We start from the raw sequence: 23,451 nt of genomic DNA on the forward strand, positions 1-23,451 counted from the left end.
TTGGATGCCGCGCGCCAAGCCCCATCTCTGCGAAGTTGTTTGTCCCGATTCACCAGGAGCCTGTCATGACCAACCCGCTGCTCGATTTCTCCGGCCTGCCGAAGTTCGATGCGATCCGCCCCGAGCACGTCACCCCGGCCATCGACGCCCTGTTGGCCCAGGCCGAAGCTGCCGTGAAGCATGCCGAGACGGTCAGCCCGGTGACCTGGGAGAGCTTCGTGGTGCCGCTGGAGGACGCGACCGAGAAGCTCTGGCGCGCCTGGGGCCAGGTGGGCCATCTGCAGGGCACGATGAACACGCCCGCGCTGCGCCAGGCCTACAACGACAACCTGCCCAAGGTCACGCGCTTCTCCAGCGCGCTGGGGCAGAACCTGGCGCTGTTCGCGCAGTACCGCGCGCTGGCCGAGGCCAGCGGCACCCAGGACCTGGACCCGGCCCGTGCCCGCAGCCTGGACAACGCCCTGCGCGATTTCCGCCTGGGCGGCGCCGAATTGCCCGATGAGGCCAAGGCCCGCTTCGCCGCGGTGCGGGAGGAACTGGCCAGCCTGTCGGCCAAGTTCTCCGACAACGTGCTCGATGCCACCGACGAGTACGAGTTCTGGATCAAGGACAAGCAGCACCTGGCCGGCCTGCCCGCCGACGTGGTCAGCGCCTGTCGCGCCGCGGCCAAGGAGGACGACCAGCCGGGCTGGAAGTTCACCTTGCAGATGCCGTGCTACCTGCCGGTGCAGACCTATGCCGAGGACCGGGCGCTGCGCGAGACGCTGTACCGCGCCAGTGGCGTGCGCGCCTCGGAAACCGGCGATGAGAAGTTCGACAATACCCCGCTGATCGCGCGCATCCTGGCCTTGCGCACCGAGCTGGCGCAGTTGCTGGGCTTTGCCAGCTATGCCGAGTATTCGCTGGCCACCAAGATGGCGCGCAGCCCGCAGGAGGTGCTGGATTTCCTGCGCGACCTGGCCGGCCGCGCCTTGCCTTACGCCAGGCAGGACCGCGCCGAGCTGGAAGCCTTCGCCCGCGACACGCTGGGCCTGGACACGCTCGAGCCCTGGGACCTGGCCTATGCCAGCGAGAAGCTCAAGCAGGCCCGCTACAGCTTCTCGGCGCAGGAGGTGAAGCAGTACTTCACCGAGCCCAAGGTGCTGGCGGGGCTGTTTGGCGTGATCAAGGCGCTTTACGGCCTGGACGTGGTGGCAGACCAAGCGCCGGTGTGGCACCCGGACGTGCGCTTCTATCGCCTGCAGGATGCCACCGGCCGGCTGGTGGGCCAGTTCTACCTGGACCTGTACGCCCGCGAAGGCAAGCGCGCCGGCGCGTGGATGGACGACTGCCGCAACCGCCGCCATCGCGCCGACGGCCAGCAGCAGACGCCGCTGGTCTACCTGGTGTGCAACTTCGGCAAGGGTGTGGACGGGGCGCCGGCCACCTTCACCCACAACGACGTGATCACCTTGTTCCACGAGATGGGGCACGGCCTGCACCAGCTGCTGACCGAAGTCGGCGAGCTGTCCGTGGCCGGCATCAACGGGGTGGAATGGGACGCGGTGGAGCTGCCCAGCCAGTTCATGGAGAACTTCTGCTGGGAGTGGGAGCGCCTGCAGGAGATGACCGCGCACGTGGAAACCGGCGAGCCGCTGCCGCGCGCGCTGTACGACAGGATGATCGCGGCCAGGAACTTCCAGAGCGGCATGTTCACCGTGCGCCAGCTGGAGTTCGCCTTGTTCGACATGGAGCTGCACAGCCGCTTCGACCCCGCGCAGGACAGCGTGATGGCGCTGCTGGAGCGCGTGCGCGACGAGGTCGCGGTCAATCGCCCGCCGTCCTGGCACCGTTTCCCGCACCAGTTCAGCCATATCTTCGCCGGCGGCTATGCGGCCGGGTACTACAGCTACAAGTGGGCCGAGGTGCTCAGCGCCGATGCCTATGCCGCCTTCGAGGAAGCCCCGGACCAGCTGGCGGCCACCGGCGCGCGCTTCCGCGCCGAGGTGTTGTCGCGCGGCGGCAGCCGCGGCGCGCTGGAGAACTTCACCGCCTTCCGCGGACGCGCCCCCAGCATCGACGCACTGCTGCGCCACAGCGGCATGGCGGCCTGAGGTCTTCAAAGCAGGCAAGCCGGCAAGCGGCGCGCGTGACCGCTCGCACCCTCGCCACGCCAGTTCAGGATGTGGCGAGGGTTGTCATCGAAGTCTACAAAGGCCGACGCTACACTTCGTCGTCAGCAGCCCTGCCGTCGAGGAAACGCGTGCGTGACTGAGACCACCATCGCCCTGCCATCGCGCCACTACCGCACGCGCGGGGCGCGCCGCGCCGACCTGTGGGTGCACATCTCCGGCCTGCTGCTGGCGGTGTTCGGTGGCAGCTTCCTGATCGTGCGCTCGGCCCTGCATGCCGACGGCGCCATGGTGGCGGCCGTGGTGGTCTACGTGATCGGGCTGGCCACGATGTTCCTGTGCTCGGCCGCCTACAACTTCGCGCGCGCCTCGCGCCAGCCGCTGCTGCGCAAGCTGGACCACGCCGGCATCTTCGTGATGATCGCCGGGTCCTACACGCCCTTGCTGGTGCACGCCCTGTCCGGCACCTGGCAGTGGTCGATGACCTTGACGGTGTGGGCCATCGCCCTGTTCGGCGTGTTCGCCAAGCTCTGCCTGCCCGGACTGGGCAAGGGCTTCTGGGTGGCGATCTACCTGCTGCTGGGCTGGGTGGGGATGGCCGCGGTCAAGCCCATCGTGCAGAGCCTGGACATGCCGGTGCTGATCCTGATCGCCGCGGGCGGATTGATCTACACCATCGGCGTGTTCTTCTACATGAGCAAGCGCCTGGTGTACTTCCGCGCCATCTGGCACGGCCACGTGCTGGCCGCGGCGATCGTGCACTGGGCGGCGATGCTGCTGTGCGTGGGACCGCAGCAGGCGGGTTGAGCGCGTAGGCGTCAGCAGGCCAGCCTGGCGGAGGCTTGGCCGGTCGGATCGAGGGTCAGCATAGGGCAGGGGGCCGGGCCCGCGCGCACGGGTGCGTCTTCCGCGCGGCGCACCCGCGCTGCGCGGGCCGGCTTCGCGCATCCGGATGCTGCAGCTGCGCGTTGGGGTCTTTGCAAGCGACTGATTCCTCAAGGTTCATCCCCTCGCAGGGTCCGCCTGGGACCTCTGGCATGGGGCGGGCCTGTGGCGAGCCGGTAGGATCGGGGGCCCCGCCGCGCGCCTTGCCGCGGCGTTGGGTCTTCCGCGTTCCATCGTCGAAAAGAAGGGTCATGTCCGCCACCATCACGTCCTCGCCCCTGCTGGGGGCCCTGCTGCTCGGCGCCTTTGCCGCGCCCGCGCTCGCCCAGACCTCCACGCTGACCGCCGCCGATTACCTGCGGGCCGATGCGCTCAACAGCTACAACGCGCAACTGCTGGTCGACCACGCCGTCAGCCGCGTCACCTGGCTGGACGAAGGCCGCTTCGTCTACACCGACCACGATGCGCGCGGCGACCACCTGCTGCTGACCGACGCTGCTACGGGCAAGACCGCCCCGCTTTTCAATGGCAAGGCGCTGGCCGCCTCGCTGGACCGGCTGCTGGAGACCAGGGACAAGCCGATCAAGGTCGAAAAGATCTCCTCGCGCGGGATGGCGCTGGACGCGCAGGGGCGCCTCCGCTTCACCGTGCGCGGCACCGACGTGGCCTGCGATGCCAAGGCGCGCTGCGCCAAGGTCTACGCCAAGGCCGGCGCCGAGCCGGGCAACCTGTCGCCAGACAAGAAGTCCGAGGCCTTCATCCGCGACTGGAACCTGTGGGTGCGCGACCTGGCGACCGGCAAGGAGACCCAGCTGACCACCGATGGCATCAAGGACTACGGCTACGCCACCGACAACGCCGGCTGGAAGCACACCGACGCGGCCATCCTGGAGTGGTCGCCGGACTCGCGCAAGATCGCCACCTTCCAGCAGGACCAGCGCAAGAGCAGCGACATGTACCTGGTCACCACCAATGTCGGTGCGCCCAAGCTGCACGCCTGGAAGTATCCGCTGCCGGGGGACAAGGACGTGACCATGATCGAGCGCGTCATCATCGACGTGCCGACCCGCAAGCTCACCCGCCTGCAGATGGAACCGGACCAGCACCGCTCCACGCAGTGCGACGACATCAGCTGCGGCAACGACGGTGGCTGGGACGACGTGAAGTGGGCGCCGGACAGCCGCACGGTGGCCTTCGTGTCCACCTCGCGCTTCCACAAGGACGCCTGGTTCCGCATCGCCGATGCCGCCACCGGCCAGGTGCGCACCGTGTTCTCCGAACACGTCAAGACCCATTACGAAAGCGGCAACGGCACGGCCAGCTGGGCCTACCTGCCCGAGACCAACGAGGCGGTCTGGTTCTCCGAGCGCAGCGACTGGGGCCAGCTGTACCTGTACGACCTGGGCAGCGGCAAGCTCAAGCACGCCATCACCAGCGGGCAGGGCAATGTCACCGAGCTGCTCAAGGTCGATGCCGCCTCGCGCACCGCCTGGTTCCGCGGCGTGGGCCGGACCGAGGGCGTCAATCCGTACTACCAGCAGTTCTGGAAGGTCAGCCTGGACGGCGGCGAGCCGACGCTGCTGACGCCCGAGGCCAGCGACCACATCGTCTCGCTCTCGCCCGACGGCAAGCTGTTCGTCGATGCCGCCTCCACCACCACCGAGCCGACCGTCACCACGCTGCGCAGCAGCGACACCGGCCGCATCGTGCGCAAGGTGGCCACCGCCGACATCACGCGCCTGAAGGCCGCCGGCTGGGTGCCGCCAGTGCCGTTCACGGTCAAGGCCCGCGACGGCAAGACCGACCTGTACGGGGTGATGTTCAAGCCCGCCAACTTCGATGCGGCCAAGAAGTACCCGGTGGTCGATTACATCTATCCGGGTCCGCAGGTGGGCTCGGTGCGCGGCCGTAGCTTCCTGGCCGGCCACGGCGACAACCAGTCGCTGGCCGAGCTGGGCTTCATCGTCGTCGCCCTGGACGGCATGGGCACGCCGTGGCGCTCCAAGTCCTTCCACGATGCGTGGTATGGCGACATGGGCGACAACACGCTGCCCGACCAGGTTGCGGGCCTGAAGGAGCTGGGCGCGCGCTATTCGTGGATGGACCTGGCGCGGGTCGGCATCTGGGGCCATTCCGGCGGCGGCAACGCGTCCACCGGGGCGATGCTGCGCTATCCGGACTTCTTCAAGGTGGCCTGGTCCGAGAGCGGCAATCACGACAACCGGGGCTATGAGGACGACTGGGCCGAGCGCTATCACGGCGAGCTGATCAGCAAGGACGGCAAGAGTAACTACGACGATCAGGCCAACCAGAATCATGCGGCCAAGCTCAAGGGCAAGCTGATGCTGGCGCACGGCACGCTGGACGACAACGTGCCGCCTTATTCGAGCCTGCTGGTGGCCGATGCGCTGATCAAGGCCAACAAGGATTTCGACATGCTGATGATCCCCAATGCGCGGCATGGCTACGGCAAGGTCACGCCATACGTGACGCGTCGGCGTTGGGATTACTTCGTCGAGTATCTGATGGGCGCCACGCCGCCGAAGGGTGTGGAGTTGAAGATGCCGCAGGACTGATCGTTTTCTCTTGCGGATGGCATGAGGAGAGCCGGGGCTGGTGAGCAGCTCCGGCTCTTTTGCTTTGTTGGTTTTTGCTGCGTTGAGGTTTGGGCGGGAGCTTTGAGTTTTAAGCCGATGCCGATGCCGATGCCGATGCCGTGGCGAAAGCCAAGATGAAGATCAAGATCGAAAGCAAGATCAAGAGCTTTCGTGCGGCTTCGCCGCACGACCTACTTTCTTTGCTCGTGCAAAGAAAGGTAGGCAAAGAAACACGCCCCGGGCGGCACGCCCGCTTCGCGGGTCCGCTGCGGGTCGAGGGATTTTCCAAAGGGACATCCATGTCCCTTCGGAAAACGCCACACATCCATGTGTGGCGCCCTGCGGGTCTTGTCCTCGCCCCTCCGCCGTGCCTCACGGGGGTTGAAGGTCAAAGGCAAAGCAAAGAGCCAGATCAAAAGCCAAGGCAAAGCAAAAGCCAAAGCAGGGCAAGAGCCAGTCAGAGCGAGAGCCAAAACCAGAGCAAGAGCCAAAGCGGAGCTGGAGGCTTGTACCGACCGGTGCAGAGCCAGATGCTTCATTCTGCCGTCGCCGTCGCCGTCGCCGTCGCCGTCGCCGTCGCCGTCGCCGTCGCCGTCGCCGTCGCCGTCGCTGTTGCTCCTGCTGTTGCTCTTTGCTTTTGACCTATCCCCCCCCCTTGAGGTCGGGCGGAGGCCGACGGTCAAACCCGAAGGGCGACGCGCAGGACGCGCGTCGTTTTTGGAAGGGACATGGATGTCCCTTCCAAAAATTCCGGCGGCCGCAGCGGACTTTTCGCGTAGCGAAAAGCCGACCGCCAGGGGCGTGTTGACCAGACATGCGTCTGTTGAAAAGCGCCTCTTTGCCTAGCTTTCTTTGCACGAGCAAAGAAAGTAGGTCGGGCCGCGAAGCGGCACGAAAGCTCTTGACCTCGCCCTTCGCCACGCCCGTCGATAGATGCTTCGCGCAAGCGCGCAGTGCGCGTTTTGCAGAGAAGTCAAAGGAAAGCCCTCGATCTCGACCTCGCAGTCAAATCCACCGCATCTGCACGGCGCGATGACAAGTAGTAACAGATCACACCAGCCAAACCCCACGTCTCGCCACCCGAGACGCCCGGCGCGATACTGAGCGCCGCATGCGCAAGATCCTTCACATCGACATGGACGCCTTCTACGCGTCGGTCGAACAGCGTGACGACCCGTCCCTGCGCGGCAAGCCCGTGGTGGTCGGCGGCGGCAGCGCGCGCGGCGTGGTGTGCGCCGCCAGCTACGAGGCGCGCAAGTACGGCATCCGCTCGGCCATGCCCGGCTCGCGCGCACGCCGGCTGTGCCCGGATGCCGTCTTCATCCCCCCCGATTTCGCCCGCTACAAGCGCGTCTCGCGCCAGGTGCGCGAGATCTTCCTGCAGCACACCGACCTGGTGCAGCCGCTGTCCCTGGACGAGGCCTACCTGGACGTCACCGCGCCGAAGATCGCCTCGCCCAGCGCCACCGCCACCGCCCAGACCATCCGCGCCCAGATCTTCGAGGTCACCCAGCTGACCGCCTCGGCCGGCGTGGCGCCCAACAAGTTCCTGGCCAAGATCGCCTCGGACTGGAACAAGCCCAACGGCCAGTTCGTGATCAAGCCCGCCCAGGTCGAGGCCTTCCTCACGCCGCTGCCGGTGGGGCGCATCCCTGGCGTGGGCAAGGTGGCCGAGCGCAAGCTGGCCGAGATGGGCATCGACACGGTGGGCGACCTGCGCGCCTTCACCCTCGAGGAGCTGGGGCAGCGTTTCGGGCGCTTCGGCGAGGCGCTCTACCGCCGCGCGCGCGGCATCGACGAGCGGCCGGTGGAGCCGGACCAGCCGGTGCAATCGATCTCGGCCGAGGACACCTTCGAGCACGACCTGCCGCTGTCCGAGCTGGATGCGGCCATCGTGCACATGGCCGAACGCGCCTGGGCCGCCACCCGCAAGACCGACCGGGTCGGCTGCACCGTCGTGCTCAAGCTCAAGACCGCGCAGTTCCGCATCCTCACCCGCAGCTTCACGCCCGAGGCGCCGCCGGCCTCGCTGGCCGAGTTCACCCGCATCGCCCTGTCGCTGCGCGATCGCGTGGCGCTGCCGGCCAGCACGCGCTACCGGCTGGTCGGCGTAGGCCTGGGCGGCTTTCGCGACCGCGAGGAGATGCCGATGCAGGGCGCCTTGTTCGCCGAATGAGGCCGGCATTGACGCTGGCGTGACCGGCGTCAAAACTATGCAACAGGCAGGTACGCCACGACAGCTCAGGGAGATCCAGGTGCAGGAATCGTTGGCGCAACGCCTCCGCAGTACGGCCTTTCAGCGCCTGGCGCTGATGATCAGCTTGGGGTTCTGCCTGTTGGGCGTTGGCGCCCATCCGCTCTGGTTCTCCGCCGCCTTCCTGTTCCAGGCCCTGGGGCTGATGTTCCGTCCCCGCACGCAGATCATCGGCTGGGTGCTGGCCGCCGTGGCGGTGTCCTGGTTCCTGTTCGTGGGCGGGTATGAGGTCGGCGCGGACCTGGCACTGCGCGAGCACGCCGTCGCCGCGCACTGAGGGCCCGCGCCACCCAGCCCCTACAATGGCCGCCCCCGCAGCCGGAGCATGCCCTTGTTCAACGCCACGTCCTTTCCGTTTCCGCTGGTGATCTTCGACCTGGACGGCACCCTGGTGGACAGCGCGCCGGACATCGCCCAGGCGGTCAACCGCACGCTGACCGACTGGAACCTGCGCAACTTCGACCTGGCGCAGATCACGCTGTGGATCGGCGAGGGCTCGCGGGTGCTGATCACCCGCGCCTTCCAGGCGGCGGGAAGCGATGCGGACATCGACCAAGTCATGCCGGGCTTCCTCAAGCATTACGGCGACACCGCGCTGGACGGGCAGGCTTACCCGGGCGTGGCCGAGACCTTGCAGGCGCTGCATGAAGGCGGCATCAAGCTGGCGCTGTGCACCAACAAGCCCGAGCAGTTCGTCCGCCCCCTGCTGGCCGCCCGGGGGCTGCTGAAGTTCTTCGACGACATCGTCGGCGGCGACACCCTGCCCGAGCGCAAGCCCAGCGGCGTGCCGCTCCGGTATCTGGCCGACCAGTTCGGCCTGCCGGTGACGCGCTGCCTGATGGTAGGCGACTCCGAAAGCGACCTGCGCGCGGCCCAGGACGCCACCATGTCGGTGGTGATGGTCAGCTATGGCTATCGCAAGTCATTGGATCTGGCGAGCGCCGGCGCCTATGCCGTCATCGACGACATGCCGGCGCTGTTGAACCTGCGTTGAGACTGGCGTGAAGACACTGCGGCGGCGCGGTGCCGGTCAAACCGAGCTGCCGCGCAGCCAAGCCCGCCTGGGCGTGAAGAACGTTTGTTTCCGGAGACGACGACGCCGGCCAGGTGCTCACTTGCCGTGAACCTGCCCAGGATCACCGTCCGGCCACCCCCAAGGCCTAACGAGGATTCCAAATGAAGACTTCACTGATCAGCGCCGTTGCCCTGACCTTCGCCCTGGCCGGCGCCCCAGCCTTTGCACAGGACCACGCTGCCATGCAGCACGGGGACAAGAAGATGGAGTCGGAGCAGCCCGGCACCGACACCTGGATCACCACCAAGGTCAAGAGCAGCCTGCTCGCTGCCGACGGCGTGTCCGGCACCGACGTCAAGGTCGAGACCAAGAACAGCGTGGTCTGGCTGAGCGGCACGGTCGGCTCGAAGGCCGAGAAGGACAAGGCCGTGGCCAAGGCCAAAGGCATCGAGGGCGTGACCAAGGTCGACGCGAGCAAGCTGATGGTGTCCAAGGCTGCGCGCTGACCGCAGTCCCAGTGCGGCGGCGCTAGGCGCCGCCTCCGCCAATGAAAAAGCCGGCTGCAAAGCCGGCTTTTTCGTTGCAACGATCAGCCGATCAGTTCGCCGGTTGCCAACGGATGCTCACCGCGTATTGGCGGTCGGGCTGGTTGTACCAGGCCAGGGTCTGGTAGTCGCGGTCGAACACATTGGTGGCCTTGGCCTGCAGACGCCAGTCGGCGTTCAAGGCGTATTCCACGCGCACGTCCATGGTGCCGTAGCCGGCCAGGCGCACGGTGTTGGCCACGTTGTCGAAGCGATGGCCGCTGCCGAAGCCGGTCACCCCGAAGCGGAAATCGCCGATGGCGTAGTCCAGATCCAAGCGCGCAGTGTTGCGCGCGCGACGGGCCAGCAGGTTGTCCTGGTTCAGGCCGCCGCTGTCATCGCGCGGATCGGTGTGGCTGAGCTGGGCGTTGATGTCCAAGCCGGCCAGGGTGACAAAACCGGTCAGCTCGGCGCCGCGGATCCTGGCCTTTTCCACGTTGACGATATTGAAGGCGCTGTCGAAGCCGATCAGATCCTCCACGCGCGTCTCGTAGGCATTGAAGGTCCAGTTCCAGCCCTGCCCGTACTGGGCGATGCCCAGGTTGGCGGACTTGGACTTCTCCGGCTTCAGTTCCGGATTGCTGAAGCCCGGGTAGTAGAGGTCATTGAAGGTCGGGGCCTTGAAGCCGGTGCCGGCACTGGCGGTGAACTTGAAGCCGTTGCCGAAGCCGAAGCCGTAGCCCAGGCTGCCGGTGGTGTGCTCGCCGAACTGTTCGTTGTCGTCGCTGCGCACCGAGGCCTGCAGCGCATGCGCGCCGAAGCGGCCCTGGTACTCGGCGAACACGCCGGTGTTGTCGCGTTCGGTCTGGTCGAAGGGGGTGCTGCTGTCGAGCTGGTCGTTCAACCAGTCCGCACCCAGGCTGATCAGCTGGTCTTCGGCCACGGCGAAGTCGGCCTGCGCCGAGGCGGTATCGCGGCGGGTGGCGAAGGCGCTGGCAAAGCTGCGCGCCTGGCTGTCGGCATCGCGATAGTAGGTGTCGGACTGGTCTTCCGAGCGCCCGGCCTGCACCGTCAGCGCGAACAGCTCCGAAGCCTTCCAGCGCAGGGTACCGCCAGCCACGCGCTGCAGGTTTTCCGATTCGTTGCCGCCGAAGGCGCTGCCGTCGAACTCGTTGAAGCTGTCGGCGTTGAGGAAGTTGCCCTCCAGGCTCAGACCCTCGACCAGTTCGATGCCGGCACGCGCACTGAAGGAGGTGTTGCGGTAGCCATCGCGGTCGGGCTCATCGACGAAGCAGCCGGCGAACAGCGCAGCCGAGCCATTGCAGGCATTGATGCCATCGGTTTCCTGATACCCGGCATTGGCCGAGACCCAGCCGCGCTGGCCGCGATAGCTGAAGCCGGCGCTGTGATCGCGCAGGTCGTAGCTGCCGAAGCCGGCCTGGGCATGCAGCTGCAGGCCCGATGCGGCGCCGCGGGTGAAGATCTGGATCACCCCGCCAATGGCCTCCGAGCCGTACAGGCTCGAACGCGGGCCGCGCACGATCTCGATGCGTTCGATCTGCGACAGCGGCAGGTCCTGAAAGGCGGTGGTGCCGGCGCTGGCCGAGCCCATGCGCACGCCGTCGATCATCACCAGCACGTGGTCCGATTCGGTTCCGCGGATGTTGAAGCTGGTCAGCTTGCCCGGCCCACCCTGGTTGCTGAAGCCGATACCGGCGCGGCCGGCCAGCAGCTCGACCAGGGAGCTGGCCTGGCTGCGGTCGATCTCCTCGCGGTCGATGACCTGCGCGGGGACCAGGCTGTCCTGCAGCGAGATTTCGGTGCGGGTCGCGGTGACCAGGACCTGGTCCAGGTCGATGGCGTCCTCGGCCAGGGCCAGGGAAGGAAGGCCCAGCGCGATGGCCAGGGAAAGAAGGCGGTACTGCATGAGGGTGTCTGCTCCGCGCGCGCAATGGGGTGCACGCCTTGGAAGGAAGGAAGATCGGAGGCGGCAGACAAGCAGCGGGCGACATCGTCGGCCTTGCATGCAGGCACGCCGATGCGGCACGCCACGACGCCCACCGCATCGCAACCCGTGGACTTCCAGGCCGGTCTCCGGACTTGCGAGCGGCGCATCCAGCGCACCCCGGCGACGCCTTCCCATGCGCGGTTGCGCACAGTGGCCGATGTCGCCGATTGACTCGCTTACCGTTGCGGGGGCAGTGCCGGACTCATCCCGAGGGATCCACCGGCTTCCCGTTTCAACCCCAGGGCGCCGAACACGCGCGAGAGGTCACCTGAAAGCGGGCGCAAGTGTACGCCAGTGCGCGCCGCAGGAGGCGGCGCCGGACGCGCAGACCTTCAATCCTCGCGGTCGGGGCTGTCGAAGAAATCCAGCGACGGGGCGCTGTCCTCGTGCTCGCGATGGGTGGTGGTCACCGGCGCGGCGGCCGGGCGCCCGCGCGGCGCGGGCAGCAGGGCCGAGGCCGCCTCCACGGCCTGCACCAGTTCCTGCCGGCGATGCTCGGGGATCTCCTGCCAGTGGCAGTCCACCAGCGCCCCTTCCAGCGAGTACAGCAGGTTGAGGCTGGGCCGGAAGCCGGCGCGACGGATGCGCATGAAGGCATCCACGGCGCCGGCGGCCTTGAGGTCTTCCGCGCTACGCAGGCCGACCTGGCGCAGCCAGGCGGCGGACTTGGGACCGATGTTGCGCAGTGCGGTGACAGTCATGGCAGGGTCTCGATGAAGGCGTGCGCGATGGCTTCCAGCCCCTGCTGGTCGTCGGCATCGAAGCGCCCGACCTTGGGACTGTCCAGGTCGAACACGCCGATCAGGGTGTCGCCCTTGTACAGCGGCACCACCACCTCCGAGCGCGAAGCCGCGTCGCAGGCGATATGGCCGGGGAATTCCTCCACGTCGTGCACGCGCTGGGTCTGGCGCGTGGTTGCCGCGGTGCCGCAGACCCCGCGCCCGAGCGCGATGCGCACACAGGCCGGCAAGCCCTGGAAGGGCCCGACCACCAGTTCGGTGCCGTCGTAGAAGTAGAAGCCGGCCCAGTTGAGATCGGGCAGGGCGTGATAGACCAGCGCGGAGAGGTTGGCGGCGTTGGCGATGCGGTCGGTTTCGCCGTGCATCAGGCCACGCGCCTGCGCGAGCAGCTGGCCGTACTGTTCCGGCTTGCTGCCGGAGAGCGTCTGGGAAGTGAAGGACATCGGCCGATTTTAGAGCGTGCGATCCGCGTTGAGGGAACTGCGAGGCGGCGCGGCGCCGAACGCCGCAGCGCACTGCCCGCCTTGGCAACAGGCATAACGCAGGATCGTGCGCGGCGAGGCCGCGCGCTGCGATTACGGCAGAGAAGGCGCCCGGCGCAGGCCCTGTGGGAGCGGTGTCTGCCGCGAAGGGGCGTCACCGAGCGAGCCACTTCGCGGCTGATGGCCCTAGGCCACCTGGAGCCGCTCCACTGGATGGTTGGGAGTCGATCGAGATCCCCTGGACCAACTTGCCTTGGCCTTGCCTCACATTGAGGTGGACCGCGATACGCCTGGGATCGGGATGGCTTGCGATGACGACTCAGCCATGGCTGGCCGGCCGAGCCGAGAAGCATCGCCAACCTTAGGAACGAGGCGTGGGGGTCTGCTTTACGGTCCTCCATGTTCCAGCCGGCAAGCTTCAGCAACCTGCACTGCGGCGGAGGCCCAAACAAAAAGCCCGGCAGCGCGGACGCTGTCGGGCCTTCGGAACCGGGCGGGGGAGGGGCGCCCGTAAAGCGCTCGCGCGCCGGGGATTACTTGGCGGCGGACTTGGTCGCCTTGGTCGCCTTGGCGACGGTGGCGTTGAAGCTGTCGGCGGCCGACTCGATGTGCGACTTGGCCAGCGAACCGAAGGCTTCGCCGGTCTTCAGGCTCAGGCCGAACATTTCCTGCTGGGCAGCCACCATGCGCTCGGCGTTGTCACGCGCGATCTGCAGGCCCTTGGGCCACAGGGTCTTGTAGCTGTCGAAGTCGCGCGCGCTGGCCAGCTCGCTGAAGTAATCGGTGACGGCCTCGACGTTGCGCTCGACGGTCTTCACGCCAACGCTGAATGCCGACTCGGCGTTTTCCAGCGCCAGGCGGTTGGCACGGCTGGCGATGGCGGCGAACTGCTGGGTGTAAGCACTGAAATCGTTGAACTGAGCGGACATTACGGCCTCCATGCGTGGCCTGATCGATGTTGTGGTGCAGCGTAGACCTGCTTTTGCTGCGGCGCAACAGACTTTGGTCACAAACCGACGAGCGGTCGAATTTCCTTCACAATCAATGCATTAGACGAAAGTTGAATTACTTTCCCTACACGCCGCGATAACGACTGCCTGCGGTGCAGGTCTCATGGACCACCACCTCTGACAAGCCGGGAAGGTCCGGCTTGAGCTGCTCCCAGATCCACACCGCGATGCGCTCGCTGGTGGGGTTCTCCAGGCCGGGGATGTCGTTGAGGTAGTGATGGTCCAGACGCTCGTACAGCGGCTTGAAGGCCGCCTTGAGGTCGGCGAAATCCATGACCCAGCCGGTGTGCGGATCGATCTGGCCGGAGACATGCAGCTCGATGCGGAACGAATGCCCGTGCAGGCGCGCGCATTTGTGGCCTTCCGGCACGTTGGGCAGGCGATGGGCCGCTTCCAGGGTGAAGACCTTGAAGATGTCCAAGTCGGATCTCTCGCAACAGGTGGCAGGCCAGCCCGGTACGGGCCGGCGATGGGGCAGGGACAGGCGCGCCCGTGATGGGGCGCGCCCGGGAGGCGTCAGGCGTTGGCGCCCGAGCGCTCGTTCCGCGGCTGGCGCGGGCCACGTGGGCCCTGGCCGCTGCGCGGTGCGCCGCCGTGCTTCTTCGGACCGGCATGCGCATGGCGCGGCGGGGCGCCGTTGCCCGGATGCGGGCGGCGGGCGTGCTTGCGCGGCGCCTGGCTGCCGCCCGGACGCTCGGCCTTGCCCGGCGCGCTGTTGCCCCAGCGGATCGGCACCTGCGGCTCGAAGCCGGCCACGTCGCGGATCTCCAGGTCGCGGTCCAGCAGGCGCACGATCTGGCGCAGCCACTTGGTGTCCTCCTGCGCGACCAGCGACACCGCCTCGCCGGTGGCGCCATTGCGACCGGTGCGGCCGATGCGATGCACGTAGTCCTCGGCCACCATCGGCAGGTCGAAGTTGATGACCTTGGGCAGCTCGTTGATGTCGATGCCGCGGGCGGCGATGTCCGTGGCCACCAGCACCGTCACCTTGCCGGCCTTGAAGTCGCGCAGCGCGCGCAGGCGCTGGGCCTGGCTCTTGTTGCCATGGATGGCCGCGGCCTGGATGCCGGACTTCTCCAGGAAGGTCGCCAGCTTGTCGCTGCCGTGCTTGGTCTTGGCGAACACCAGGGTCTGCACGCGGCTGTCCTGCGCCAGCAGGTGCAGCAGCAGCTCGCGCTTGCGCGCGGCGTCGACCGGATGCACGCGGTGGGTGATGGTCTCGGCCACGGTGTTCTTCGGGGTGACCTGCACCTCGCGCGGGTCGTGCATGAACTCGCGCGCCAGCGCCTTAATCGGCTCGGCGAAGGTCGCCGAGAACAGCAGGGTCTGGCGGTTCTGCTTGGGCAGCTTGGCCAGGATGCGCTTGATCGAAGGCAGGAAGCCCATGTCCAGCATGCGGTCGGCTTCGTCCAGGATCAGCACCTCGATGCCGGACAGGTCCACGCTCCGGCGCTCCAGGTGGTCGATCAGGCGGCCCGGGCAGGCGATCACCAGGTCCACGCCACGGCGCAGCGCGTCGATCTGCGGGCCCATGCCCACGCCACCGTAGATGGTGGTGCTGGGCACGCGCAGGTACTTGCTGTAGCCGCGCAGGCTATCGAACACCTGGGTGGCCAGCTCGCGGGTGGGGGTCAGGATCAGGGCGCGCGGCTTGCGCGGGCCGCCGCGGGTGACTTCCTGCGGCGAGGTGGCCAGGTGCTGGATCAGCGGCAGGCCGAAGGCGGCGGTCTTGCCGGTGCCGGTCTGGGCGCCAGCCAGCAGGTCGTGGCCTTCCAGCACCAGCGGAATGGCCTGCTGCTGGATCGGGGTGGGGGTGTCATAACCCTGCTCGGACAGGGCACGCAGGATCGGGGCGGACAGGCCCAGGGATTCGAACGACATGAATAAACTCCGGTGAAAGCGCCAAAGCCACCGGCGGCCAACGGCCATGGGCCGCCCGCCGGATCGGTGGACTCGTACGCTGGTGTTGCCCGAAGCGTTCCCGATGAACCGCGCTGCGAGAAACGAAAGACGGCGGGCGCCGGATGGCGCAGCCGGGACAGCAGAAGGAAGGCGTCGGAGTGGGTTTCGCGGAGAACATCCCGCGTTGGAGCCCGGAAGGGAAACGGACGGCCGCCTGCTGGCGGCGCATATGGTAACCGATCCGGGCCCGCCGGGGAGGCGCCGCGGGAACGGGGCGTACAATCCGCCCAGCCCGTCCGTTTCGTGAACGCCATGAACCTGCGCGTCCAACCGCGTCACCAGGAAGCCTCCACGGCCGAGCGCCAGGAGCTCGCCAGCACTCACGGCCTGCGCCATGGCTGCAGCGCCTGCCTGGTCCGCCACCTGGCCGTGTGCACCGCCCTGCCGGAAGAACACGCGCGCACGCTGGAGACCCTGGCCGGGGACGTGAAGCTGCACGCCGGCCAGCTGCTGGCGCGCGAGGGCGATGCCCGCCGCTATGTCTTTACCGTCACCTCCGGCGCCCTGCGCCGCATCCGCACACTTCCCGATGGGCGTCGCCTGGTGGCCGGCTTCATCATGCCAGGCGACTACATCGGCTTCAGCGTCGGTCCCAAGTACCGGCATTCCATCGAAGCGGTGACCGACAGCGTCCTGTGCGCGGTCTCGCACAAGGACATGGAAGGCCTGTGCGGCAGCTTCCCCGGGTTGGAGCACGAGCTTTACCAGCGCGCCTGCGCCGACCTGGACGCCACCCGCAACAACCTGATGTCGCTGGCGCGGATGACGCCGCTGGAGCGGCTGGCCGGCTTCCTGCTGGAAATGGCCGACAAACGCCGCCGCCAGGGCCAGGACCCGGCCCTGGTGCTGTTGCCGATGACCCGCACCGATATCGCCGACTATCTTGGCCTGACCGTGGAAACCGTCAGCCGCAGCTTCACCCGGCTGCGTGGCCAAGGCCTGATCGCCACCGATGACCCGCACACCGTGCAGCTGCTGGATCTGAAGCGGCTCGAGGCGCTGGCCGAAGCGGCCGCTTGAAGCAAGGCACGCGCGCTCAGCGGCTCCTGGCCCGCCACACGCTTCAGCACTCGCGCAGCAGCTGTCCTTCCATCAGCCGGTAGCTGGCATCCACCACGCCCGCCGGCAGGGGGTCGTGGGTGATGATCACCACGCTGCGGCCGCGCGCGGCCACGGCCAGGTCGCGCAGCAGGGCATGGGCGGTGTCCACATCCAGGCCTTCGGTGGGCTCGTCCAGCAACAGCAGCGGGGCCTGGCGCAGCAAGGCGCGCGCCAGCGCCAGTCGCCGGGACTGCCCGGCCGACAGGGTGATGCCGCTTTCGCCGATCCAGGCATCCAGTCCGTCCGCGTGCTGCTGGAAGTGCGCCTGCAGCCGCACCTGGGACAGCGCATGCCACAGCTGCGCATCGCTGGCATCGGGCGCGCCCAGCAGCAGGTTTTCGCGCACGCTGCCGGCCAGCACCTGCGCATCCTGCGGCAGCCAGGCGATCTGCTGGTGCCAGGCGGCCTGTGAGAACTGGCGCAGCGCCACGCCGCCGTAGCGCAGCTGCCCGGCGGTGGGGTCGGCCAGGCGCAGCAGCAGCGCCATCAGCGAACTCTTGCCCGCCCCGCTGTCCCCGCGCAGGGCGATGCGCTGCCCGGGTGCGATCACCAGGTCCAGCCCACGCAGCAATGCCCGCGGCTGGCCGGGCCACTGGAACCACACGCCCGAGAGCATCAGCGACTGCGCGCCAGGCGCTGGAGCACGCGGCTGCGCAGGATCGGCCAGGCTGGTGGGCTGGGCCGCCACGCGTTCCAGCCGGCGCTCGGCTTCCAGCGCTGCCGCGCCGTGCTGCCAGGCCAGCCCGACGCCGGCCATCGCTTCCAGCACCGCCACGGCCAGGAAGAACAGGCCTGCCGCCATCGGCGCGGACAGCGCGTGACGCGAAGTGGCATCCAGCACCAGCCACAGCATCGCCGGCAGGGTGAAGGCCGCGACCAGCGCATGCAGCGCCGTGCCCAGCGCCAACCGCCGCCGGCGCGCGCCTTCGGCCTCGCGCAGCTGCCCACTGTGCGCCAGCGTGCGCGCGACCCACGGCGCCGTGGCCTGCAGCGCGGCTAGGTCGGCCGCGCCTTCCAGGCCTTCGAGCACGGCTGCGTGCAGGTCGGCGCGCGCCTGCGCACGACGCGCCTCGGCCTGGCGCGTGTTCCAGCCCACCGCCAGCGGCACCGCGATCCCCAGCAGCGCGATCGCCAGCGCCAGCAGCCCACCCGCGGCCGGCAGCACCCACGTGCTGCAGGCCACCGCCGTCGCTGCCAGCGCCGCAAGCCCGACCAGCGGGCCGGCGGCGCGGACCAGCAGGCCATCGGCGCGCTCGATGTCGGCCATCAGCCGCGCCAGCAGGTCGCCGACGCGGTGGCCGCCCAACCCCAGCGGGGCCTGCGGCAGCAGGCGCGCGAAGAACCCGGCGCGCAGGTCGCGGGCGATGCGCAAGGTGGCGTCATGGCCGATCAGCTTCTCGCCGTAGCGCGAGAGGATGCGGATGAAGGTCAGCCCGCGGATGCCAGCCGAGGGCCCGAACAGGTTGAAGCCCATCGCCAACGCGCCGGCCAGGGCCGCGGCGGTGAGGAAATGCCCGGCCAAGGCCAGCAGGCCGCTGCCTGCCAGCAAGGTCAGCGTCAGCAGGGCGCAGGCCAACAGGATCGGACGACGTTGGCGGCGCAGGGCACCGGCCAGCAGGCGCTCGCGCGAGGGATGCAGCGCGCTCATGCGGCCTGCCTGCGCTGTTGCAGCTGGCCACCGGGCAACCACAGCACCTGCCCGGCCATCTGCATCGCCGCCGGGCTGTGGGTGGCCATCACCAGCGTGCGGCCACAGGCGAAGTCGGCCAGCGCGTCCAGCAGGGCTCGTTCGGTGTCGGCATCCAGGAAGGCGGTGGGTTCATCGAGCAGCATCAGCTCGGGCTGGCGCAGGAAGATCCGCGCCAGGGCGATGCGCCGTGCCTCGCCCCCGGACAGTCCGAAACCGCGCTCGCCGATGCGGGTGTCCAGCCGCTGCGGCAGGGCGCGGGCAAAGCGCATGACCTGCGCGGCCTCGGCGGCGGCGTGCAGTTCGGCATCGCTGGCCCCCGGCCGGGCCAGGCGAAGGTTGTCGGCGATGCTGCCGGCGAACAGGTACGGGCGCTGTGGCGCGTAGCCGATGCGCCAGGCATCGGGAATGCGCAGCTCGCCTGCCTGGGCCGGCAGCCAGCCGGCCAGGGCTTCCAGCAGCGTGCTCTTGCCGCAGCCGCTGGGGCCGGCCAGGGCCAGGTGTTGTCCCGGTGCGAGCCGCAAGTCCAGGCCGCGCAACACCGCGGGGGCTTGCGCGCCGTGACCCAGCTGCAGCCCGCGGGCGATCACGATGGCCGGCGCCTGCGCCGATGTGCGCGGCGGCGTCGTGGTGGGGCTGGCGGCGGCTTCGAGGACGCTGCACAACGCCTCCATGGCCGCCAGCGCGCTGGCGCGGTCGTGGTAATGGGCCGCCAGGCGTCGCAGCGGCAGGTAGCACTCCGGCGCCAGCAGCAGGCAGAACACACTGGCGGCCAGCGGCAGCGGCGTGGCCCGCAGATGCAGCATCCCCAGATGGGTCAAGCCCAGGTAGAGCGCCACCATCGCCACGCCGACCGACGCGAAGAACTCCAGCGTGGTCGAAGACAGGAAGGCGATCCGCAGCACTTTCAGGCTGCGTTGGCGCAGCGCATCGGCCGCATCCCGCACGCCACGTTGCTCCGCTTCGCCCCGGCCGTACAGCCGGATCAGCCCCAGCGCCCGCAGCCGATCGGCAAAATGCGCGCCCATCCGCGTCATCGCCTGCAGCTGCTGCCGGCTGGCCGCCTCCGCGCCCCAGCCGACCAGCATCATGAACAGCGGAATCAGCGGCAGCGTGCACAGCAGCAGGGCACCCACGACCGCATCCACGTAGAAGACCGCCGCCAGCAGCACCAGCGGCACGCCGAGGATCTCCGTGCGCACCGGCACGAATCCGGTGATGTAGCCATCCAAGGCGTCGACATGCGTGCCCGGCAGCTCGGCCAGCGCGCCACTGCGCTGCTGGCGGATCCAGCGCGGCCCGCGCGCGGCAAGCGCCTGCAGCAGTTCCTCCCGCAGTTGATGCTTGAGCGTCTCCACCGCCGCATCGGCCTGTCGCCGGCCCAGCCATTGCAGGCCGGCGCGCAGCAAGGCGGCGCCCAACAGCGTCAGCAGCCCTGGCCCCAGTTGCGCCGGCGCCGCGTCTTCGACCAGCACCCGCTGCACGCACCAGGCGATGGCCGCGGCCTGCGGCACCAGCAGCCAGCCGGCCAGCACCGTGCACAGGCTGGACAGCCGCAACGGCCTGCCGGCGCGCCGCTCGAGCGCGCGCAGGCGCCGGGCCGGGGTGGCCGCGGCCGGTGGTGCGGGACTGGCGGGTGCGGTGCGCATGGGCATGGGCGGTCTCCTGATCCTCAGGCTAGCGCCGCGCGGCCAGGTCGCCATTGATCGTGATCAAGGCCCGGACCGTGCCTGCGCCGGCACTGGCGGCACGGCGTTGATCCGGATCAATGCCGCAGCGCATGCCATTGCCTACCTTGCGCTCCGGGGAAGCGCCGCGCCCGGATCAGGCGCTTCATGCCGTTCCAGTGCCTCCGGTCCGCCAAGGAGTGACGTCATGCCAGACATGACCGTTGTCGAGCTATCCCGTCTGCAGTTCGCGCTGACCGCGCTTTACCACTTTCTCTTCGTGCCCCTGACGCTGGGGTTGTCCTTCCTGGTGGCCATCATGGAAAGCGTCTACGTGATGACCGGCCGCGACATCTGGCGGCGCATGACCCTGTTCTGGGGCACGCTGTTCGGCATCAACTTCGCCATGGGCGTGGCGACCGGCATCGTCATGGAGTTCCAGTTCGGCATGAACTGGTCCTACTACAGCCACTACGTCGGCGACATCTTCGGCGCGCCGCTGGCCATCGAGGGCCTGATGGCCTTCTTCCTGGAGGCCACCTTCATCGGCCTGTTCTTCTTCGGCTGGGACAAGCTGTCCAAGGTGCAGCACCTGGTGGTCACCTGGCTGGTCGCGCTGGGCTCCAACTTCTCCGCGCTGTGGATCCTCATCGCCAACGGGTGGATGCAGTACCCGGTCGGGGCCACCTTCAACCCCGACACGATGCGCATGGAGATCAGCGATTTCGCCGCCGTGCTCTTCAACCCGGTCGCGCAGGCCAAGTTCGTGCACACCGTCAGTGCCGGCTATGTCTGCGGTGCGATGTTCGTCATGGCCATCAGTGCGTGGTACCTGCTGCGCGGACGCCATGTGCACTTCGCCAAGCGCTCGATGGCCGTGGCCGCCAGCTTCGGCCTGGCCGCCTCGCTGAGCGTGGTGGTGCTGGGCGATGAAAGCGGCTACGTGGCCGGCGAGAACCAGAAGATGAAGCTGGCCGTCATCGAAGCCATGTGGGAGACCGAGCCGGCGCCGGCGGGCTTCACGCCCTTCGCCCTTCCCGACCAGGCGCGTCAGCGCAACGACTACGCCGTGCATATCCCCTGGGTGATGGGCCTGATCGGCACGCGCTCGCTCGATACGCAGATGCCGGGCATCAAGGAGCTGGTGCAGCGGGCAGAGGGGCGCATCCGCAATGGCCAGATCGCCTTCGCCGCGTTGCAGGACCTGCGCGCGGATCGCAGCGACGAGGCGGCGCGCCAGACCTTCCAGGCGCATTGGGGCGACATGGGCTACGGCTTGCTGCTCAAGCGCTATCGCCAGGACATCGGCAACGCCACCGACGCGGAGATCGCCAAGGCCGCGATGGATACCGTGCCGCGGGTCGCGCCGCTGTTCTGGCTGTTCCGCGCCATGGCCGGCCTGGGCTTCTACTTCATCGTCTTCTTCGCCCTGGCGTTCTGGTACGCCACCACGCACACCCTGGACCGGCGTCGCTGGTTCCTGCGGCTGGCCTTCTTCAGCCTGGCGCTGCCCTGGGTGGCCATCGAAGCGGGCTGGATCATCGCCGAGTACGGCCGCCAGCCCTGGATCATCGACGGCGTGCTGCCGACCTTCTTCGCAGCCTCCGGCCTGAAGCTCTACGAGGTGGTGCTGAGCCTGATCGGCTTCGTGGTCATCTACAGCACGCTGGCGGTGATCGATGTCTACCTGCTGCGCAAGGTGATCCTCAAGGGGCCCACCGAGCTGGCCGGTGGCCATCAACCCCATCAATCCGGTGTGCCGCTCGCCGGCAAGGCCGTCTGAGGACGCTGACATGACAAGTATTCCGCTCGATTACGAAACCCTGCGCATGGTCTGGTGGCTGCTGCTGGGCGTGCTGCTGATCGGCTTCGCCATCATGGATGGCTTCGATCTGGGCGTGGCCACGCTGCTGCCGGCCGTGGCCCGCACCGACGCCGAGCGCCGCCTGGTGCTCAACGTCATCGGCCCGGTGTGGGAAGGCAACCAGGTCTGGTTGATCCTGGGCGGTGGCGCCATCTTCGCCGCCTTTCCTCCGCTGTACGCGGTCAGCTTCTCCGGCTTCTACCTGGCGATGTTCCTGATCCTGATCGCGCTGATCCTGCGACCGGTGGGCTTCAAGTTCCGCAGCAAGATCCAGCACCCCACCTGGCGCGCGAGCTGGGACTGGGCCTTGTTCGTCGGCGGCGCAGTGCCGGCGTTGGTGTTCGGCGTGGCCATGGGCAACGTGCTGGTCGGGGCACCCTTCCACTTCGACGACAGCCTGCGTCCGATCTACACCGGCAACCTCCTGCAGCTGCTGATGCCCTTCCCGGTACTGTGCGGCCTGGTGAGCGTGGCGATGCTGGCCATGCATGGCGCCGGCATGCTGGCGATGAAGGTCGATGGACCCGTCGCTGCGCGCGCACGCCGCTACGGCGCCATCGCGGCCATCGCCACGGCCGTGTTGTTCGCCCTGGCGGGGATCTGGCTGGCCAAGGGTGTGCTGGGCTTCGCCGTGCACGGCGGCCTGGATCCCAATGGACCTTCCAACCCGTTGATCAAGTCGGTGCAGCAGGGGGCCGGCCTGTGGCTGGCCAACTACAGCCTGCGTCCGTGGACCTGGCTCTTCCCCTTGCTGGGCATCGCCGGTGCCCTGGCCAGCGCAGCGGCATTCAAGGCGGGCAGGGCGGGGATGGCGTTCCTGGCCTCGTCGGCGGCCGTGGCCGGCATCATCCTCACCGAAGGCTTTGCGGTGTTCCCCTTCCTGCTGCCGTCCTCGACGCAGCCCGGCGCCAGCCTGACCGCCTTCGATGCTTCTTCCAGCCAGCTGACACTGTTCATCATGCTCCTGGCCACCGCGCTGTTCCTGCCGATCGTCCTGGCCTACACGGCCTGGGTGTACCGCGTGCTGCGCGGCAAGGTCGGCGATGGCGACGTCGGCCAGAACCCCAACGCGTACTAATCGAGAGGGATGCGCACCATGTGGTACTTCTCCTGGATCCTCGGCGTCAGCCTGGCGGCATTCTTCGCCATCCTCAACGGCATGTGGTTCGAACTGCGCGAGCAGGACCGCAGCGCCGGCACCGAGCGCATGCCCGCGCCACCGCGCGAGCACTGACGCATCGATGCAGCCGGGGCGGCCCTGGGCAGTCCCTGCTGCAGAAGCTGAGGCACACGAAGAAAAGGCTTTCCTTTCCCGGAACCTTCCCCTAGACTGCGCGGCCGCTTCACCGGCGGCCTGGTTTGAAGTTGAACCGGGGCAAGGTGAGGGAGTGTTGCAGGGCAGAACGCTTCGAAAATTTCTTCGAAAAGAAGTTGACGAAGTTGTGAAGGCCTCGCATAATTTCCTGCTCCCGACGGCGAATTGCTTCGCTGGCGGGGACGAGCTGAAAAGCGCGGTGTTGACGGTTTGATCACGGCCAGTTAGA

20 protein-coding genes and 1 riboswitch are annotated in these 23,451 nt (G+C 68.2%); of the genes, 12 read left to right on the top strand and 8 right to left on the bottom strand.

From position 1 onward, the window contains the following. Positions 1-65: 65 nt before the first annotated feature. The 8 genes from EPA99_RS15625 (at position 66) to EPA99_RS15660 (ending at position 9,368) form a co-directional block, all read left to right on the top strand. Positions 66-2,093, top strand: coding sequence for a M3 family metallopeptidase (locus tag EPA99_RS15625; protein WP_129472171.1), 2,028 nt, complete (start codon positions 66-68; stop codon positions 2,091-2,093). Between the two features lie 168 nt (positions 2,094-2,261). Continuing rightward, on the top strand, positions 2,262-2,918 hold the full coding sequence (trhA, locus tag EPA99_RS15630) for a PAQR family membrane homeostasis protein TrhA (RefSeq protein WP_129472200.1): 657 nt from the start codon (positions 2,262-2,264) through the stop codon (positions 2,916-2,918). A 329-nt stretch (positions 2,919-3,247) separates the two neighbouring features. Continuing rightward, entirely contained in the window at positions 3,248-5,572 is a 2,325-nt protein-coding gene (locus EPA99_RS15635) for a S9 family peptidase (RefSeq protein ID WP_129472172.1), read from the top strand. Between the two features lie 155 nt (positions 5,573-5,727). Beyond that, positions 5,728-6,234: a hypothetical protein gene (locus tag EPA99_RS15640; protein ID WP_129472173.1), complete on the top strand. Its 507-nt coding sequence runs from the start codon at positions 5,728-5,730 to the stop codon at positions 6,232-6,234. A gap of 470 nt (positions 6,235-6,704) precedes the next feature. Next, the gene (dinB, locus tag EPA99_RS15645) at positions 6,705-7,769 is read left to right on the top strand and encodes a DNA polymerase IV (protein WP_129472174.1); all 1,065 of its coding nucleotides are present in this window, start codon (positions 6,705-6,707) and stop codon (positions 7,767-7,769) included. 91 nt (positions 7,770-7,860) lie between these two features. Next, positions 7,861-8,124 (top strand): hypothetical protein, encoded by a 264-nt coding sequence (locus EPA99_RS15650; RefSeq protein WP_129472175.1) that lies wholly within the window; start codon positions 7,861-7,863, stop codon positions 8,122-8,124. Between the two features lie 48 nt (positions 8,125-8,172). Then, positions 8,173-8,841: a phosphoglycolate phosphatase gene (gene gph, locus EPA99_RS15655; protein ID WP_129472176.1), complete on the top strand. Its 669-nt coding sequence runs from the start codon at positions 8,173-8,175 to the stop codon at positions 8,839-8,841. A gap of 182 nt (positions 8,842-9,023) precedes the next feature. Further along, positions 9,024-9,368: a BON domain-containing protein gene (locus EPA99_RS15660; RefSeq protein WP_129472177.1), complete on the top strand. Its 345-nt coding sequence runs from the start codon at positions 9,024-9,026 to the stop codon at positions 9,366-9,368. A 91-nt stretch (positions 9,369-9,459) separates the two neighbouring features. Here EPA99_RS15660 and btuB read toward each other — a convergent pair whose 3' ends face one another. The 6 genes from btuB to EPA99_RS15690 form a co-directional block, all read right to left on the bottom strand. After that, the gene (gene btuB / locus EPA99_RS15665; protein ID WP_129472178.1) at positions 9,460-11,313 is read right to left on the bottom strand and encodes a TonB-dependent vitamin B12 receptor; all 1,854 of its coding nucleotides are present in this window, start codon (positions 11,311-11,313) and stop codon (positions 9,460-9,462) included. A 141-nt stretch (positions 11,314-11,454) separates the two neighbouring features. Continuing rightward, positions 11,455-11,681: riboswitch (cobalamin riboswitch) on the bottom strand. Between the two features lie 45 nt (positions 11,682-11,726). Further along, positions 11,727-12,095 (bottom strand): TfoX/Sxy family protein, encoded by a 369-nt coding sequence (locus EPA99_RS15670; RefSeq protein WP_129472179.1) that lies wholly within the window; start codon positions 12,093-12,095, stop codon positions 11,727-11,729. Beyond that, on the bottom strand, positions 12,092-12,577 hold the full coding sequence (locus EPA99_RS15675) for a GAF domain-containing protein (RefSeq protein ID WP_129472180.1): 486 nt from the start codon (positions 12,575-12,577) through the stop codon (positions 12,092-12,094). The genes EPA99_RS15670 and EPA99_RS15675 overlap by 4 nt, the downstream gene beginning before the upstream one ends. A gap of 572 nt (positions 12,578-13,149) precedes the next feature. Continuing rightward, positions 13,150-13,545, bottom strand: a complete 396-nt coding sequence (locus tag EPA99_RS15680; RefSeq protein WP_129472181.1) for a phasin family protein — start codon at positions 13,543-13,545, stop codon at positions 13,150-13,152. A gap of 145 nt (positions 13,546-13,690) precedes the next feature. Continuing rightward, on the bottom strand, positions 13,691-14,047 hold the full coding sequence (gene queD / locus EPA99_RS15685; RefSeq protein WP_129472182.1) for a 6-carboxytetrahydropterin synthase QueD: 357 nt from the start codon (positions 14,045-14,047) through the stop codon (positions 13,691-13,693). A gap of 95 nt (positions 14,048-14,142) precedes the next feature. After that, entirely contained in the window at positions 14,143-15,507 is a 1,365-nt protein-coding gene (locus EPA99_RS15690; RefSeq protein ID WP_129472183.1) for a DEAD/DEAH box helicase, read from the bottom strand. Between the two features lie 333 nt (positions 15,508-15,840). Between EPA99_RS15690 and EPA99_RS15695 the strand changes: the two genes are divergently transcribed. Further along, positions 15,841-16,608, top strand: coding sequence for a Crp/Fnr family transcriptional regulator (locus tag EPA99_RS15695; protein WP_129472184.1), 768 nt, complete (start codon positions 15,841-15,843; stop codon positions 16,606-16,608). A gap of 43 nt (positions 16,609-16,651) precedes the next feature. On the opposite strand, the gene cydC is transcribed toward EPA99_RS15695, so the two are convergent. After that, positions 16,652-18,337: a thiol reductant ABC exporter subunit CydC gene (gene cydC, locus EPA99_RS15700; protein ID WP_129472185.1), complete on the bottom strand. Its 1,686-nt coding sequence runs from the start codon at positions 18,335-18,337 to the stop codon at positions 16,652-16,654. Then, positions 18,334-20,031 (bottom strand): thiol reductant ABC exporter subunit CydD, encoded by a 1,698-nt coding sequence (gene cydD, locus EPA99_RS15705; protein WP_129472186.1) that lies wholly within the window; start codon positions 20,029-20,031, stop codon positions 18,334-18,336. The genes cydC and cydD overlap by 4 nt, the downstream gene beginning before the upstream one ends. 220 nt (positions 20,032-20,251) lie before the next feature. On the opposite strand from cydD, the gene EPA99_RS15710 reads away from it, so the two are divergent. The 3 genes from EPA99_RS15710 to cydX are packed head-to-tail and all read left to right on the top strand — an operon-like array spanning position 20,252 to position 23,141. Beyond that, the gene (locus EPA99_RS15710) at positions 20,252-21,826 is read left to right on the top strand and encodes a cytochrome ubiquinol oxidase subunit I (protein ID WP_129472187.1); all 1,575 of its coding nucleotides are present in this window, start codon (positions 20,252-20,254) and stop codon (positions 21,824-21,826) included. A 10-nt stretch (positions 21,827-21,836) separates the two neighbouring features. Further along, positions 21,837-22,985, top strand: coding sequence for a cytochrome d ubiquinol oxidase subunit II (gene cydB, locus EPA99_RS15715; protein ID WP_129472188.1), 1,149 nt, complete (start codon positions 21,837-21,839; stop codon positions 22,983-22,985). An 18-nt stretch (positions 22,986-23,003) separates the two neighbouring features. Continuing rightward, positions 23,004-23,141, top strand: coding sequence for a cytochrome bd-I oxidase subunit CydX (cydX, locus tag EPA99_RS15720; RefSeq protein ID WP_129472189.1), 138 nt, complete (start codon positions 23,004-23,006; stop codon positions 23,139-23,141). Positions 23,142-23,451: the final 310 nt, after the last annotated feature.

The organism is Pseudoxanthomonas composti, assembly GCF_004122095.1.
GTDB lineage: Bacteria > Pseudomonadota > Gammaproteobacteria > Xanthomonadales > Xanthomonadaceae > Pseudoxanthomonas_A > Pseudoxanthomonas_A composti.